The 14,312-nt window shown below is 40.5% G+C and carries 16 protein-coding genes and 1 pseudogene; 4 read left to right on the top strand and 13 right to left on the bottom strand.

What is annotated here, in order from left to right:
- Nucleotides 1–81: 81 nt before the first annotated feature.
- Entirely contained in the window at nt 82–1,194 is a 1,113-nt protein-coding gene (gene dnaJ / locus HLH18_RS04270; protein ID WP_171545880.1) for a molecular chaperone DnaJ, read from the top strand.
- 70 nt (nt 1,195–1,264) lie between these two features.
- On the opposite strand, the gene HLH18_RS04265 is transcribed toward dnaJ, so the two are convergent.
- Nucleotides 1,265–1,513: a hypothetical protein gene (locus tag HLH18_RS04265; protein ID WP_171545879.1), complete on the bottom strand. Its 249-nt coding sequence runs from the start codon at nt 1,511–1,513 to the stop codon at nt 1,265–1,267.
- 28 nt (nt 1,514–1,541) lie between these two features.
- A complete protein-coding gene (locus tag HLH18_RS04260; protein WP_171545878.1) occupies nt 1,542–1,709 on the bottom strand; it encodes a hypothetical protein in 168 nt (55 codons plus the stop codon).
- 84 nt (nt 1,710–1,793) lie between these two features.
- Here HLH18_RS04260 and dapB point away from each other — a divergent pair, with 84 nt between their 5' ends.
- The 3 genes and pseudogenes from dapB to HLH18_RS04245 all read left to right on the top strand — a co-directional run bounded on the left by dapB (nt 1,794) and on the right by HLH18_RS04245 (nt 4,576).
- Complete coding sequence (gene dapB, locus HLH18_RS04255) at nt 1,794–2,615, top strand: 4-hydroxy-tetrahydrodipicolinate reductase (RefSeq protein ID WP_171545877.1); 822 nt, start codon at nt 1,794–1,796, stop codon at nt 2,613–2,615.
- Nucleotides 2,616–2,673: 58 nt separating this feature from the next.
- Entirely contained in the window at nt 2,674–3,318 is a 645-nt protein-coding gene (locus HLH18_RS04250) for an START domain-containing protein (protein ID WP_171545876.1), read from the top strand.
- Nucleotides 3,319–3,680: 362 nt separating this feature from the next.
- Nucleotides 3,681–4,576, top strand: a pseudogene (locus HLH18_RS04245) (LysR substrate-binding domain-containing protein).
- An 83-nt stretch (nt 4,577–4,659) separates the two neighbouring features.
- Here HLH18_RS04245 and ahr read toward each other — a convergent pair.
- From ahr to HLH18_RS04190, 11 genes are all read right to left on the bottom strand, one after another.
- Nucleotides 4,660–5,682, bottom strand: coding sequence for an NADPH-dependent aldehyde reductase Ahr (gene ahr, locus HLH18_RS04240; RefSeq protein ID WP_171545875.1), 1,023 nt, complete (start codon nt 5,680–5,682; stop codon nt 4,660–4,662).
- Nucleotides 5,683–5,713: 31 nt separating this feature from the next.
- Complete coding sequence (locus tag HLH18_RS04235; RefSeq protein WP_171528767.1) at nt 5,714–6,286, bottom strand: DNA-3-methyladenine glycosylase I; 573 nt, start codon at nt 6,284–6,286, stop codon at nt 5,714–5,716.
- A 22-nt stretch (nt 6,287–6,308) separates the two neighbouring features.
- The gene (locus tag HLH18_RS04230; RefSeq protein ID WP_171528766.1) at nt 6,309–6,554 is read right to left on the bottom strand and encodes a hypothetical protein; all 246 of its coding nucleotides are present in this window, start codon (nt 6,552–6,554) and stop codon (nt 6,309–6,311) included.
- A 17-nt stretch (nt 6,555–6,571) separates the two neighbouring features.
- Nucleotides 6,572–7,075 carry a M23 family metallopeptidase gene (locus HLH18_RS04225; protein WP_171528796.1) on the bottom strand — a complete coding sequence of 168 codons (504 nt, stop codon included), beginning with the start codon at nt 7,073–7,075 and terminating at the stop codon, nt 6,572–6,574.
- Nucleotides 7,076–7,176: 101 nt separating this feature from the next.
- On the bottom strand, nt 7,177–8,211 hold the full coding sequence (gene mutY, locus HLH18_RS04220) for an A/G-specific adenine glycosylase (protein WP_171545874.1): 1,035 nt from the start codon (nt 8,209–8,211) through the stop codon (nt 7,177–7,179).
- 118 nt (nt 8,212–8,329) lie between these two features.
- Nucleotides 8,330–8,692, bottom strand: coding sequence for an HIT family protein (locus HLH18_RS04215; RefSeq protein ID WP_171545873.1), 363 nt, complete (start codon nt 8,690–8,692; stop codon nt 8,330–8,332).
- An 86-nt stretch (nt 8,693–8,778) separates the two neighbouring features.
- Nucleotides 8,779–9,519 carry a dienelactone hydrolase family protein gene (locus tag HLH18_RS04210; RefSeq protein ID WP_171545872.1) on the bottom strand — a complete coding sequence of 247 codons (741 nt, stop codon included), beginning with the start codon at nt 9,517–9,519 and terminating at the stop codon, nt 8,779–8,781.
- Between the two features lie 363 nt (nt 9,520–9,882).
- Nucleotides 9,883–10,584: a BamJ family beta-barrel-assembly machinery protein gene (gene bamJ, locus HLH18_RS04205; protein WP_171528762.1), complete on the bottom strand. Its 702-nt coding sequence runs from the start codon at nt 10,582–10,584 to the stop codon at nt 9,883–9,885.
- Between the two features lie 50 nt (nt 10,585–10,634).
- The gene (gene bamJ / locus HLH18_RS04200) at nt 10,635–11,339 is read right to left on the bottom strand and encodes a BamJ family beta-barrel-assembly machinery protein (RefSeq protein WP_171545871.1); all 705 of its coding nucleotides are present in this window, start codon (nt 11,337–11,339) and stop codon (nt 10,635–10,637) included.
- A 334-nt stretch (nt 11,340–11,673) separates the two neighbouring features.
- Nucleotides 11,674–13,866 (bottom strand): polysaccharide biosynthesis tyrosine autokinase, encoded by a 2,193-nt coding sequence (locus HLH18_RS04195; RefSeq protein WP_171545870.1) that lies wholly within the window; start codon nt 13,864–13,866, stop codon nt 11,674–11,676.
- A 17-nt stretch (nt 13,867–13,883) separates the two neighbouring features.
- Nucleotides 13,884–14,312 (bottom strand): low molecular weight protein-tyrosine-phosphatase, encoded by a 429-nt coding sequence (locus tag HLH18_RS04190; protein WP_171545869.1) that lies wholly within the window; start codon nt 14,310–14,312, stop codon nt 13,884–13,886.

The following is a 14,312-nucleotide window of genomic DNA, read 5'->3' as shown; positions in this document are numbered from 1 at the left end:
CCCTTGTAAAATTTGGATTGACCCCCAATTTCAGTCCACAGTTAAGCATTAAATCAAATTCCGTGAGGAGCATCGCCAGACATGGCTAAACGTGATTATTATGAGGTTTTGGGCGTCGCTAAAACCGCTAGTGATGATGAAATTAAAAAAGCCTACCGTAAGTTGGCGATGAAATATCATCCGGACCGCAATCCAGACAACCCTGAAGCTGAAGATAAATTTAAAGAAGCTGCTGAAGCTTATGAAATTTTATCTGATGGCGAAAAACGCAGCATGTATGACCGTATGGGGCACAATGCCTTTGAAGGTGGTATGGGCGGCGGTGGCGGCTTTGGTGGTGGTTTCAATGCAGAAGATATCTTTAGCCAGTTTGGCGATATCTTTGGTGGCGCTTTTGGTGGCGGTGGTCGTCAACAACAACGCGCACGTCGTGGATCTGACCTTCGCTACGTGATGGAATTGACCCTTGAAGAAGCGGTCAAGGGCGTGAAAAAAACCATTACCTTTACTGCACCTGCACCTTGTGATGTGTGTGATGGCAAAGGTTCAAAAAATCCTAAAGATGTTGAAACCTGTAAAACCTGTCATGGTGCAGGTCAAGTGCGCATGCAACAGGGTTTCTTCTCGGTGCAGCAAACCTGTAGCACCTGTCGTGGCCAAGGTACCATCATTAAGAATCCATGTAATAAATGTCATGGTTCTGGTGTATCAGATCGTCAACAAACGCTGGAAGTTACCATTCCTGCAGGCGTGGACAATGGCGATCGCGTACGTTTAACCGGCAAAGGCGAAGCGATTCGTGATGGTCAGTCAGGCGATTTATACGTAGAAGTTGTGGTGCGTGAACACGAAATCTTCCAACGTGATGGTGCAGATCTGTATATGGATGTGCCTGTCAGCATTGCTGATGCGGCTTTGGGTAAAGAAATTCAAATTCCAACCCTCGATGGCCGTGTAAGTTTGAAAATTCCTGAGGGAACTCAAACCGGTAAAATGTTCCGCTTACGTGGTAAAGGGGTTAAACCTGTACGTACTAGTATGCAAGGCGATTTACTCTGCCGCGTCGTGATAGAAACACCGGTGAATTTGACTGCTCGCCAACGTGAGTTGTTAAAAGAATTGCAAGAAACGATGGATGGTGAGGACAGCAAATCATCTCCAAAGAAAAAATCGTTCTTCGGTCTGTTTGATTAATTTCAGACACAGTTTGAAAAAAAAGGGGGAATATTCAATATTCCCCCTTTTTTTATAACCATTTAAGCGCTTATTCGATGATTGGTTGGTCAATAGCTTCGACATCTACCAATTGCGTTGCTGCTTCGCCAGCCGGTTCTTGCTTGGTCGCTGCCTGATTATTTTCAGCTTGAGCCGGTGTAGCGCTATGGGTACGAATATTGATTTTGACTTGCGATAAGCTTTCTAAAGTATCTCCCGCTTGGATTGCAGGTTCTGCCCACGCTGTGCTGATGAGAGTTGCCATAAAAACGGTTAACGCGATTTTTTTCGAATGCATGCTGATCTCCTTATAATTCATCTTTTGATCATTCGTGTCGCGTAGTCTGCGCAGTGATGTTTACAGGGAGATGAAAATCAGCAGCAAAATCATTTATTTTTAACGCTGAACGTTCAATACAGCAACTGGCCTGGGCTGAACCATTGCATCGTGCTTTGGCATAAGCATTCACCATGACCGGTTTTTCTTTTTTCAATAAAAAATTTCAGGCTGAAACTTAGTCTCTGTACAGAGTTTTGCTATAGTAATAACAATTTAGAAGCAACATTAGGAATATGTTATGTTAGCAGCTCCACGCATTGGTGTATTAGGTGCAGGCGGTCGTATGGGACGCATCCTCATTCAAGCAGTAAAAGAAGCAGGTTACCAGCTTGCAGCGGCAGTTGAACGCCCTGAAAGCAGCTTGATTGGTGCAGATGCAGGCGAGCTTGCCGGTATTGGTGCTGTGGGTGTTAAGGTTGTGGGCAATCTGCAAGACGTATTAAAAGACTGTGATGTGGTCATTGATTTCACAGCGCCTGTTGCGACTGAACAGCATTTAAAATTGTGCCGTGAAGCAGGTGTTGCCATTGTGATTGGCACTACAGGCATGAATGACGAACAAAAAGCATTTTTAGATGACAGCGCGACTCAAACTCCTGTGGTTTATGCAGCGAATTATTCGGTGGGTGTAAACGTTTCAATCAAACTGTTAGAACTCGCGTCTAAAGTGTTTGGTGACACAGTCGATATTGAAGTGATCGAAGCACATCACCGTCATAAAGTGGATGCGCCATCGGGTACAGCACTGATGATGGGTGAAGCGATTGCCGGTGCTTTGGGTCGTAACTTAAAAGAAGATGCTGTGTATTGCCGTGAAGGGCATACCGGTCCGCGTGAGCGCAAAAGTATCGGTTTCCAAACCATCCGTGGTGGTGACATCGTGGGTGAACATACTGCAATGTTTATTGCCGATGGCGAACGTGTGGAAATCACCCATAAAGCAACCAATCGCATGAACTTTGCTTCAGGTGCGGTACGTGCTGCAGCTTGGGTGGTAGGCCGTGAAGCGCGTAAATATGACATGAAAGATGTACTTGGATTTAACGATATTCAAGTATAAAAATGCATCAAAATCATTTATAACAATACAACAAAATTAAAATAAGATGTTCAACGGAATGAAAAAAGTGATATTGATGGCTTGTGCTGTAGCAATGTTGGCTACAGTGCAGGCTAAACCTGTTGATAATGCCAAGCTCAGCATTAATAAAAATAATATTAAAGTTTGGACCTTTCAAAATAGTCAAAACCCAGTATTTTTATATAAAGCTGAAACGACCTACGATACTGCGCTAGAAAAAGCGGTCAGTCTGATTTTAGATGTCGATCATGCAGTAAAATGGGTGCCGTATATGGGCAGTATCAAAGTGCTTTCGCGAGATGACAAGAAAGGCGAATTTTTATTGTATATGGTGCTGGATTTTCCTTTTCCGCTGAAAGATCGTGATTTGGTGGTGCAAGGTAAAATGATCAAAGATGCTCAAGGTACGATCACGATTAAAAATAAAGCAGTCGATAAAGGCTATGCCAAAAATCCAGATTATGTACGTTTAACCCATTATGAAGGCGATTGGACTTTTCAGAAACTTGCCAATAATCAAATCAAAGTTTCAACTTATGGTTATGCCAATCCTGAAGGTTCTATTCCTTTAACCTTTGTGAATATGTTTGTACAGCAGCAACCCTATCAGATGCTGCAAAAAATGAAAATGGAACTCGGCAAGCCCTCCAGTATTCCTGCTTTGCCAGAAGCTTTGCGTTAATCAATAATATTAAAAAGTCCGCATGATGCGGACTTTCTCTTCACAGTGTTTTATGAACAGGGTTGATAATCCAGTACTTTATTAGATGCAAGTTTCATTTGAATAAGTATCTATATTTACTGAAGAAACCAGACCTGAAGCATCATGAGCCACAAATATTGCAGGTATTTGTAGGATCAAATTGTCGAAACCACGACAAAAGCCGCTGTATTCCAAATGATGAATGCCAATGTAGTCGATAGATTTCGGTTAATTCAATCTTTAAGTTTTCAAGATAAGCGTGATTCTGAAGCTTTTATTGTTGTTAAAAATACATTAATTTGAAAAATATGATGGAATAAAAATCAATAAATGAGAGGAAGATGAAATCGACTATTGAAGAACTCCACGCTTTTGTGACTATCGTGGATAGTGGCTCGATTGTAATGGCAGCAGAGCGTTTAGGACAAACTACCTCGGGAGTCAGTCGAGCCTTACAACGTCTTGAGAACAAGTTGAATGTGACCTTGTTGGAACGGACTACTCGCAAGCTGAAACTGACCCAGGAAGGGCAACTGTTTCTTGAAAGATCCCGCAAAATTTTAAATGATCTCGCCGAAGCCGAAGATGCTTTACTCAAATCAGATACCGATACCTCTGGACTGATTCGGGTGGATTCTGCAACGCCTTTTATCTTGCATGTGATTGTGCCGCTGATTCAGGAATTTATGCAGCAATATCAGAATATTGAAATTGAATTGAATTGAATAATCATGATCAGGTAATTGATTTATTGGAACATAAAACCGATGTCGCGATTCGTTTTGGGGAACTGCATGATTCAAGTTTACATGCCAAATTATTGTGTCGCAGTCATTTATATATCGTGGCCAGTCCTGCCTACTTGGAACAAAACGGAGTACCGCAAGCTCCAGAGGATTTATCGCAACATGCTTTATTGGGTTTTAGTCAGCCGACCCATTTAAATACCTGGCCGATTCAGTTAAATGGTGAAGATTTTATTGCTCATCCCAAAATAAAAGCATCCAATGGTGAAACGGTTCGGCAATTAGCTTTACAAGGTGTCGGGATTACCTGCTTATCACGCTTTCTGGTGGAAGAGGATTTACAGGCCGGTCGTCTGAAAGCTTTATTTGAGGATCAAATCAGTCTGCATTATCAAAAAATTCATGCAGTTTATTATCGACAAGAACACCTGCCGAAACGGGTGCGTTTATTTATTGAGTTCCTGGCACACAAGCTTGCAGGGTATTTATGAGCGATTTAATTGTGGAGTTTTCAAGAAAATCTACCCAACCGCAATGGTTGGGCAGATTTGAATTCAGCAAGATAAAAGAAAAATTAGAAATCCGCTTTTAACACAATCCGGTAACGCGCTTTTCCTGAATGTAAGTGTTCAATCGCTTCATTGAGTTGTGACATTGGGAAGATTTCAATTTGTGGCGCAATATTTTTACGCGCTGCAAATTTTAGTAATTGACGCAGTGCAGCAGGGGAGCCGGTAGGCGAACCTGTGACCGATTTTGCACCACCAATCAGCATGCCCGCTGGAATTTGCATCGGCTCCAAAACCAGACCCAACATATGGATTGTGCCATGTGGCGCCAGACTGCCTAAGTAAGCAGGCCAATCTAAAGTCACATTGACGGTGCAGAGTAATAAATCAAATTTTCCGCGCTGAGCTTTTAGCGCAGCCGAATCGCGACTATTTACCACATGGTCTGCGCCCATAGCTTTCAGTTCTTCTGTTTTGTCTAAACTTGATGTGAATGCAGTAATTTCACAGCCCCAAGCTTTTAGCAGTTTAATTGCCATATGCCCCAAACCGCCAATCCCAATCACCCCAACATGGTGAATCGCTTGAATCTGGTGTTTAAGCATAGGATCAAATACGGTAATCCCACCACACAGCAGTGGACCAGCACTTTCTGGATCTAAATCTTCAGGGAGTGGAATTACCCATTGCCAGCCAGCGCGAACTTTGTTGGCAAAACCACCAGCATGTCCAACAATGGTCGCCGTTTGTCCACCACTACACATGACTTGTTGACCTGAAACACACGGGTCACAGTGCTGGCAACTTTCTGCTGTCCAGCCGATGCCAACGCGTTGACCCACTTTCAAGCCTTTGGCTTCTGCACCCAACTGGGTAATGATGCCAATAATTTCATGCCCTGCGACTACAGGATAAACCGAAGATTTCCAGTCATTATTAATCACTGAAATATCAGAATGGCATAAACCGCAATATTCAACTTTGACTTCAACTTGATGCGCTTGTAATTCTCCAGCATCAAATTGATAGGCTTCAAGTTCTGCGCCAGCCTGCATGGCTGCATAGGCATGGATGATGTTGTCATTCATAAGTGAATCCTTTTATTATCTTGTTTGTGCTTTAAAATGATTTAAAAGAGCAGTGATTTTCATGATCATCGACCATACCGACAGCCTGCATAAATGCATAACAGGTGGTCGGTCCGACAAATTTAAAACCTTTCTTTTTTAAAGCTTTGGAAAGTGTCACACTGATTTCTGTTTGGGCAGGTGCCTGACGATAATCTGGTACATCATTATGTTTAGTTTGATCTGCAACAAAACGCCATAACCAGTCGCTGACATTGATCTGCTGTTGTTGTAATTCTTGGGTTAAATGTTGCCAGGCAATGGCATTGTTACGAATGGCTTTGAGTTTACCGATATGCCGAATCAAGCCAGCATCTTGTAGCATCTCTTCTAATTTAAGATCACTGAATTGTGCGATTTCGGCAATAGGGTATTGAAAAAAATGCTGACGATAGTTGTCCCGTTTTTTCAGCACCGTAATCCAGGACAACCCCGCTTGTTGGCCTTCCAGACACAGCATTTCAAATAAATGGGCTTCATCATGACTGGCTTTGCCCCACTCATGATCATGATAAGCGATATAAAGAGGATCATTCGAGCACCAACCACAGCGTTGAATCGACAATTTTTGATGCTCCTGAAGCGGCTTAAAGCTTAAATTCAGCCCATTGATCGTGTTGATTATCCCAATAATACAGCTCTGCTTGTGGTAAATCGGTGAATTGAATCCACATATCTGTTCCGGTTTTTTCGGCAAAACCGGTACTAATCAAAAGCGCTTCTTCAGTGATTTCCATCACCCAGCCTTGATGGCTTTTTCCAGCCAAAACAATTTTTTGTTGATTGCCTGATTCAGCAAATTCGACCAAACGATTGATCAGCGCTTCTGACATGAATAGTTCCTAAAAAATTAACGTAAATAAGGATAGGGGTTGACCACACCACGACCTTTACCATCCAGGTAAATCCCATAGTGCAAATGCGGTGCTGTATGCCGCGCATTACCGGTGTTACCGACATAACCAATCAGATCACCTTTTTTGACATAATCCCCGACATTTAAGCCGCGTTTATGCTCATCCAGATGGGCATAGTAATGCCAGGTTCCGCCAGGTCCCATAATCCAAACCACTTTACCACCCAAATTGTTATTGCGTAAGTCAGCAATTAAACCTTCTGTGGCACTCAGTACTTTTGTTCCACGTGGAGCCATGATGTCAATGCCTTCATGGGTACGTCCACTACTGCGGGAAGCTCCCCAAGTATCGCGTAACTGTTTGGCTTTTATATTTTGTACTGGAATAGGTAATGATGATTTCAGCTGCATACTTTTCAGCTTTTGTACTTGAGCAGGCGAAAGGGGTGTCGTTGAGGACTTTTTAGGACTTGAGGTACATGCGGCAATCCATAGCATGCTAAAACCAAGTAATAATGCATAAATAAAACGGAGCACTGTTCATCCTTTTTTCATTCTAATCTGTGTGAAAATTATTTGAATAACAGTGCCTGACTATGTCATAAATTTATGGCAGAGATCAATTTTTTCATCGCCGTGGGAATGCCCATTTCGGTTGCATTTTGTGTAGCTAACCAAGTGCCATTCAGTTCAATGGAAAGATGCTCTTGTTGATCCGCATCAACCTCAAAACACACCGCTTCAAGTTGCCAGGTAAAATGGGTAAAGCTATGCGTGATCTCAGCGCGTTGGATCACTTTTTTGAGTCCCAGTGTTTGGCACAGGTTTTCAAATTCAACTGGATTTTCAATAATTGGCAAGCACCATAAGCCACCCCATAAGCCGCTATTTGGACGCTGCTGCCATAACCATTGATCATTCGACTGAATCACCAAGACTTGTGCCGATTTGACCGGCACGGCTTTTTTCGGTTTTTTAAAGGGCAGTTCGGTTTCTAAACCCTGCTGATGTGCTTTACAGTGCTGTTGCATCGGGCAATATAAACACAGTGGTTTTTTCGGCGTACATACGGTTGCACCCAAGTCCATAATCGCCTGGGTATAGTCGTGATTGCGCTCAACAGGACAAAGTTGTTCTGCCAGTTGCCACATCGCACGTTCATGTACAGGTTTAGTCAGATCATCTTCAATGGCAAAGAAACGCGCCAATACCCGCTTTACATTGCCATCCATAATGACACCGTATCGACGTAAACCAAGTGACATGAGTGCACCAGCGGTCGAAGGACCAATCCCGGGAAGTTCGATCCATTCTTCTAAGTTCGTTGGAAAATGGCCCTGACGTGCCACAATTCCCGCAGCTTTATGTAAATTTCGTGCGCGGGCATAGTAACCGAGCCCTGCCCAATAGGGCGCAACATCATCCCAACTGGCTAAGCCTAAATCGTTAACTGTTGGAAAGCGCTCTATAAAACGATCAAAATATTGCAGCACGGTTTTGACTTGGGTTTGCTGTAACATAATTTCAGATACCCAAACCTTATATGGATCATCAACCACTTGCCACGGCAGATCATGACGACCATGGACATCGAACCAGGAAAGAAGAGCATCGGAAAAAGAAAACTGTGACATGCGAACCGCGTATTTGGAATAGATGAATAGTATAGCGAAAACTGTGCAGCATTGCGGTTGCAACAAGACATAAAAAATGATGCCGGAGCATCATTTTTAAATTATTCGAATCTATTATTTACTCGCTGGTCATGCCCCAACGCTCATCCAGCTTTAAGGTCTGACCTTCATAACGTGGAATAATATGAATGTGCAAGTGCTGCGCTGCCTCACCAAATACGGCTCCATCATTGAACCCAATATGAAAGCCAGAAGGGTGGTGGCGCAGTTGAAGCTCATTACGTGCAAGCTCAAGCAAAGACATTAAGCTTTTACGTTCTTTATCGGTGACATCGAAAAAAGAGCTGATATGACGTAGAGGGACAATGACAGAATGACCTTTAGATAATGCATTCGGCTCAGGCAAAATCACACCAAAGTCATTTTTATCAATGATGTCATATTCATCAAAGTTGCAATATGGGCAGTTATTTTCAGTCATTGTTCTATCCTCTTTAAAAATTATATTTTTAAAATATCCAGGTCACTGGATGGGTAAAGATGGCACAGCCATATTTACCTTCATTGCTACTCACCAAGTCGCTTGTTTAATAATTCATACATGGCAGATAAGCCTTGTTGTTCTGCGGCTGCGTTATAGCCCAGATCAACTCCATTCTGTTTAGCACGTTCGTCTGCAAGCGGATTACTAAAACCATGTTTCGCATCTTCAAAAATCATTACCTCATGCTCGACTTGAGCCGCCTGCATTTCTTCTTTAAAGCGTGCCACATCATCCAGGCTGACCATGCTGTCGAGTTCTCCGTGGAGAACTAAAATTTCAGCTTTTACTTTTCCTAGCTGTGCAGGTGCTTTCGGAGTCAATGTGCCATGGAACGTGACCACCGCTTGTAAAGAGGCACCAGAACGTGCCAGATCAAGCACCACTTTGCCGCCATAACAGAAGCCTACAGCAGCCAGTTTATCTGCATTTACTTCTTCTTGCGCGGCTAATGTCGCTAAACCTGCAGACGCACGAGTCACAATTGTTTCAGGATCTTCAAAGGTTTGCATCATCCATTCACTGGCTTGTGGCACTGCAGTAGTTACTTTTTTATCGCCATACATATCAATGGCAAGTGCTGCATAACCATGTTCGGCGAGTTCACGGGCACGCTGTTCGGTGTATTCATTTCGTCCCCACCATTCAGGCGCTACAATCACGCCCGCGACTGGTGTTTCTGATTCAGGCGCTGCAAAGTATCCAATTAAATGAGTTCCATCTGCAGCTGTGTACTGAATTTCGCGAGTTTTGATTGTTAGAGCCATTGATTCAATCCTTGTTCTTAGTGAAGTTGGTGTATTGATGAAAATATAGAAATAAAACATCTTTGATGATTGTACAAGATCGATTTATTTTGACTGCATAGTATTATTAATAAATTGAAACATGCTATTAAACAAGATTATTTTAAAATATAAGAATTTAATAAATATAGCTTTATTTTTATATGGGTATGTTAAGTAGGGTCATATACATCGCTTGAAAAAGAACAAGCGTATTTATATTGAAAGCCAATACTGAAAATACGTTGATTAAATCATAAAAAAAATAGCGAGCAGGGAATGAGCATGATTTTTGCTCATATTGACCTGCTTGCTATTTTTTAATATGGATTAAATAGGGGGGGGCTATTTAGTCGATTTAGGTAAGACTTCAAGAAGTTCTACATCAAAAATTAAAGTGCTATTCGGTTCGATCACATCACCAGAGCCAATTTGACCATAACCAAGTTGTGCTGGAATGAAGAAACGATACTGAGCACCTTCTTTCATCAGTTGTAAGCCTTCAGTCCAACCTTGAATGACTTGACTGACCTGAAATTCAGCCGGTTGATTCCGGGCAATTGAGCTGTCAAAAACTGTACCGTCTATTAAACGACCTTCATAATTGACTTTGACAACGGAATTGGCCTGAGGGGATTTCCCTGTACCTTGTTTTAATATTTGATATTGCAAACCAGATTTAGTGGTTTGCACACCTTGTTTTTTAGCATTGGCTGTTAAAAATTCTGCCCCGATTTTGGCGTTGGCATCGGCTTTTTGTTTCAGTTCGATAAGCTGTTTTGCATCACTGAGCTTTTTATGTTGGGTCAGAACGCGCGCCATTTCCTCATCAGTGAGGGCAGATTTACCGCCTTGAGCTGCGGTCTTTAAACCGAGCATGAAAGCATCTAAATCCAAATCTTTAACAGATTCGGCATTGCTACGCCCCATTAAGTAGCCAAAGCTGTAGCCGACTTGTTCATTCAAACTACTGGTATTGGTTACGGGTTTTGCAAAGCTAGCCGTGGTAAAAAGGCAGAAACAAAGCAATGTTATAGGTGTTTTCATTCTCTTATCCCAAGATAAATAAGGAGAGCAAAAGCTCTCCTTGAATTTTTTTATTTTACTTTGATCAGTTCAACATCAAAAATCAGGGTACTGTTGGCAGGAATCATTCCCGGCACACCTTGTTCACCATAGCCCAATTTTGAAGGGATATAAAGGGTCACTTTACCACCTTCTTTCATCAGTTGAAGACCTTCAGTCCAACCTGGAATGACTTGATTTAATGGGAATTCAATCGGTTCACCACGTTCAATCGAGCTATCAAATACTTTACCGTCAACCAACTGACCTTTGTAATGGACGGTCACCATAGAGTTAGCAGCAGGCTGTTTGCCTGTACCTTCTTTGATGATTTTGTACTGTAAGCCAGAAGCCGTGGTTTTCACACCCGGTTTTTTCGCATTTTCAGTTAAGAAAGAATCGCTAGCTGTTTGTACTTGCTGTGCTTGCTGAACTTGCTTTTGTTGCATTTCTTTCTGGAATTGCTCATAAGCTTGTTGAAGTTCTTGTTCTGTATAAGCAGGTTTATTTCGAGCGTGACCTTCACGTACACCGGTAACAAAGCTATTGATATTTAATTCAGGTGGTGTTTGATGTGCAACTTCGTAGCCTAGCGCATAACTGATTTTCTCAACAGCAGATGCATTCTTTGATGCTTTTGATGTCACAGTAGCCGGGTTTTGAGTTGCATAATAAACAGGTACAAGTGCAGCACCGCCTAAAAGAACAGCGACAGCGATGGGTAAGGCTTTACTCATAGGTTTTCCCAAATTCATTTTATATTCAAAAGTTGCATTAATTTTAGCAGACTTTTCTATCCAACACGTTTCGAGGAAGCCGCATTGTACAGAAATCCAATATATTCTTATCAAGCCAGTTATTCTATAACAGACTGAATATATAAAACATTTTTAATACAATTAAATATCAATTTTTATCTACTTTAGAGAGTGAATTATTTTTTTGCTGTGATCCTGATTTTTTTTGTAAACTAAATTATTTTTTAGATTAAGAGTATCTTAAAAAGAAAAAGCCAGTGAAAATCACTGGCTTTTACAATAAAGAGATGCAATTGATCTGAATCAGATCTATTTAATCATTGTCTTTTGAAGCCGTGTAACTGTAGATATAATTATATCCATACTCATCAGCACCACGTTGAATATCATTTAGAATAAAGCCATTCACTTTTACACCTGCTTGTTCAAAGCGATTAACAGTTAATTCTAGTTCTTTCATTTGTGATTTTGCATAACGTGTAACCACTAAATTTACACCTGCATATTGTGAAATGATAACACCATCCGTTACTGCAAGTATTGGAGGTGTATCAATAATAATATGGTCATACATAGATGAAGTTTGTTCTAATAATTGTGCAAATTTTGCAGAATTTAATAACTCTGAAGGATTAACAGGACTCTTGCCACGCGTAATTACCTCTAAATTATGAACTTCAGTAGGTTTAATAATATCTTCCAATGTTTGCTGAGTATTTAAATATTCAGCCAAACCCGGTTGTTTATCATGATTGAAATGTTTATGTAAATTACCACGGCGCATATCCCCATCAATGATTAATACGCGTTTATTACTTTGCGCTAAAATAGCAGCTAAGTTCTTAGAAATAAAAGATTTACCTACTTCTGGTGAAGGACCCGAAATCATAATGATATTATTTTTAGCTTTATTCATAGCAAAGTGAATTGTGGTACGCATGCTGCGTAAGCTTTCAATTGCAATATCGTCCCCATTTTTAATCGCTAAAATAGGAACATGTTTTTTCTTCAGCAGTTTAGTGTGGCTTTCTTGAATAAGTGAATGAGGTACTGTCGCATATACAGGTAAGTTTAATTCATTTTCAATTTGACTTGAATCCTTAATGCCTGAGCGCATCGTATTGCGCAGTAGAGCTAACAAGCTTCCCAGGAAAATACCTACAAAAAGAGCAAGACTTAATACTATAAGTTTTTTAGGTTTAATCGGCTCAATAGGAAGGACTGCTGTATCTACAACACGCACACTACCAATTTCACCTGCTTTAGCAATACGTAATTGTTGGTAAGAGTTCAGTAAAGCTGTATAGAGTTGAGTTTTAACTTCAACCTCACGATATAATTGTAGATAGCGACGTTGTAAATCTGGCAATTGTTTTAACGTCCCATTCAACTCACCAATTTTTTTATTAATAACATAAAGCTGTGCATTAATTTGCTGCATCGCTGGGTGTTGGGTTGTGTATTGCGCTGCCATCTCTGCTTGTCGCTGTTGTAATTGTATTTTTTGGGTCTCTAAAGTAATACTTTGAGTCAAATACAATTCAGATTCTCTAGTCACATCAACTGTATTATATTTTTGACGGAATGTGTTAAATTCACGCTCTGCAAAATCAAGTTGTTGTTTTAATTCGGGTAATTGTGCATTTAAAAAATTGAGCGTTTGGGCGGTTTCTGCCGAACGACGTTCGATATTTTGTTGGCTATAAGCAACAAGAATAGAATTTAGAACTTTAGTAATATGTTGTTTATCTTGTCCTTGATATTGTAAACCTAAAATACCCGTTAATCTGCCTTTTTCAGCTACAGAATAATTTTTTGTAATTGACTTCATTGTTGAAGGTAAAGACATTTTTTGAATGTTGTAAGTGTCTTTAAGTGAGTCTTGGGTATAAATCGCAACTTTCCAAGTTCCATATTTAGAAGTGAGACTGCTTTCTTGGTTGATCGGTGCACTAAAAATGATTTGTTTAGTTTTTTTATCGGTTAAAGTAAATTTATTAGCATTAAAATTCAGTAGAAGATTTTTATCTAAGTAATAAGTTGGAACTTCAAATTTTCGAACATCAAAAGACTTAGAGTCATCTTGGAATAAAACTGATTTTGCTTGATATTGAGTTTTATACCTATGTGGGCGGAGTAAACGATCAAAAGAACTGTTTTCTGTTTCAGAAATTTTTAAATCTAAATTTAAGTTTTTAATGACAGAACCAAGCACTAAACGTGATTGAAGAAGTTCTATTTCAGCTTGAACAGGCTGCCTCTGCTCAGGATTCGGCTCAACTATATTGGATAAATTACCTAATAAAGCTGCAGAGGTTCCTCTGCTTTCTTCAATTTGTACTAATGCATCGACAGAATAAGTGTCGGGTGTGATTCTTAAATACAATAATGCACATACCAAACTTAAAATCACACAGAGTGCAATCAGTTTCCATTGAGCAATGAGCAAAAAAAACAGCTCTTTTAAATCAACGGTATCTTCAGTTAAACTATTTTTTTCGTTCATAATAATTATTCTAAAAGTTAAATATATTTTTTCCAATCAGCAATATAATTTTGTATGAGTTGACACGTCTCATCAAACACAACCTGATCGTGTTTGTACGGGTCAGGTACATTCTTACTTTGCCAATGCCCCAAACGGAAAGTCTTGCCTTTTGCGAAAGGCCAGATTTGTTCTAAATGTTTTTGTTGATTTTGACTCATCACCAAAATTAAGTCCGCTTTTTTGATCAATTCAGCATTCAGCTTGCGAGCAATATGTGGCTGCATATTAATCCCCAAGAGCTGCATAGATAATTGTGCTTTTTCATCTGCAGTATGGCCGATTAAACCGGAAATACCTGCAGACTCAATATTAAATTGCGGAAATTCCTGTTTTAAAAAATATTCAGCCATAGGACTGCGACAGATATTACCCACGCAAACCACAAGAATATTTTGAATATTCAT

It is taken from the genome of Acinetobacter sp. ANC 5414 (assembly GCF_013004295.1).
Taxonomy (GTDB): domain Bacteria; phylum Pseudomonadota; class Gammaproteobacteria; order Pseudomonadales; family Moraxellaceae; genus Acinetobacter.
This window is presented reverse-complemented; position numbering and strand designations above follow the sequence as displayed.

What these genes read in the sequence shown, in the direction of transcription:
- dnaJ (WP_171545880.1), top strand. Translation starts at nt 82, where the DNA reads ATGGCTAAACGTGATTATTATGAGGTTTTGGGCGTCGCTAAAACCGCT.
- HLH18_RS04265 (WP_171545879.1), bottom strand. Translation starts at nt 1,513, where the DNA reads ATGCATTCGAAAAAAATCGCGTTAACCGTTTTTATGGCAACTCTCATC.
- dapB (WP_171545877.1), top strand. Translation starts at nt 1,794, where the DNA reads ATGTTAGCAGCTCCACGCATTGGTGTATTAGGTGCAGGCGGTCGTATG.
- HLH18_RS04250 (WP_171545876.1), top strand. Translation starts at nt 2,674, where the DNA reads ATGAAAAAAGTGATATTGATGGCTTGTGCTGTAGCAATGTTGGCTACA.
- ahr (WP_171545875.1), bottom strand. Translation starts at nt 5,682, where the DNA reads ATGAATGACAACATCATCCATGCCTATGCAGCCATGCAGGCTGGCGCA.
- HLH18_RS04230 (WP_171528766.1), bottom strand. Translation starts at nt 6,554, where the DNA reads ATGTCAGAAGCGCTGATCAATCGTTTGGTCGAATTTGCTGAATCAGGC.
- HLH18_RS04225 (WP_171528796.1), bottom strand. Translation starts at nt 7,075, where the DNA reads ATGCTATGGATTGCCGCATGTACCTCAAGTCCTAAAAAGTCCTCAACG.
- mutY (WP_171545874.1), bottom strand. Translation starts at nt 8,211, where the DNA reads ATGTCACAGTTTTCTTTTTCCGATGCTCTTCTTTCCTGGTTCGATGTC.
- HLH18_RS04215 (WP_171545873.1), bottom strand. Translation starts at nt 8,692, where the DNA reads ATGACTGAAAATAACTGCCCATATTGCAACTTTGATGAATATGACATC.
- HLH18_RS04210 (WP_171545872.1), bottom strand. Translation starts at nt 9,519, where the DNA reads ATGGCTCTAACAATCAAAACTCGCGAAATTCAGTACACAGCTGCAGAT.
- bamJ (WP_171528762.1), bottom strand. Translation starts at nt 10,584, where the DNA reads ATGAAAACACCTATAACATTGCTTTGTTTCTGCCTTTTTACCACGGCT.
- bamJ (WP_171545871.1), bottom strand. Translation starts at nt 11,339, where the DNA reads ATGAGTAAAGCCTTACCCATCGCTGTCGCTGTTCTTTTAGGCGGTGCT.
- HLH18_RS04195 (WP_171545870.1), bottom strand. Translation starts at nt 13,866, where the DNA reads ATGAACGAAAAAAATAGTTTAACTGAAGATACCGTTGATTTAAAAGAG.
- HLH18_RS04190 (WP_171545869.1), bottom strand. Translation starts at nt 14,312, where the DNA reads ATGAATATTCAAAATATTCTTGTGGTTTGCGTGGGTAATATCTGTCGC.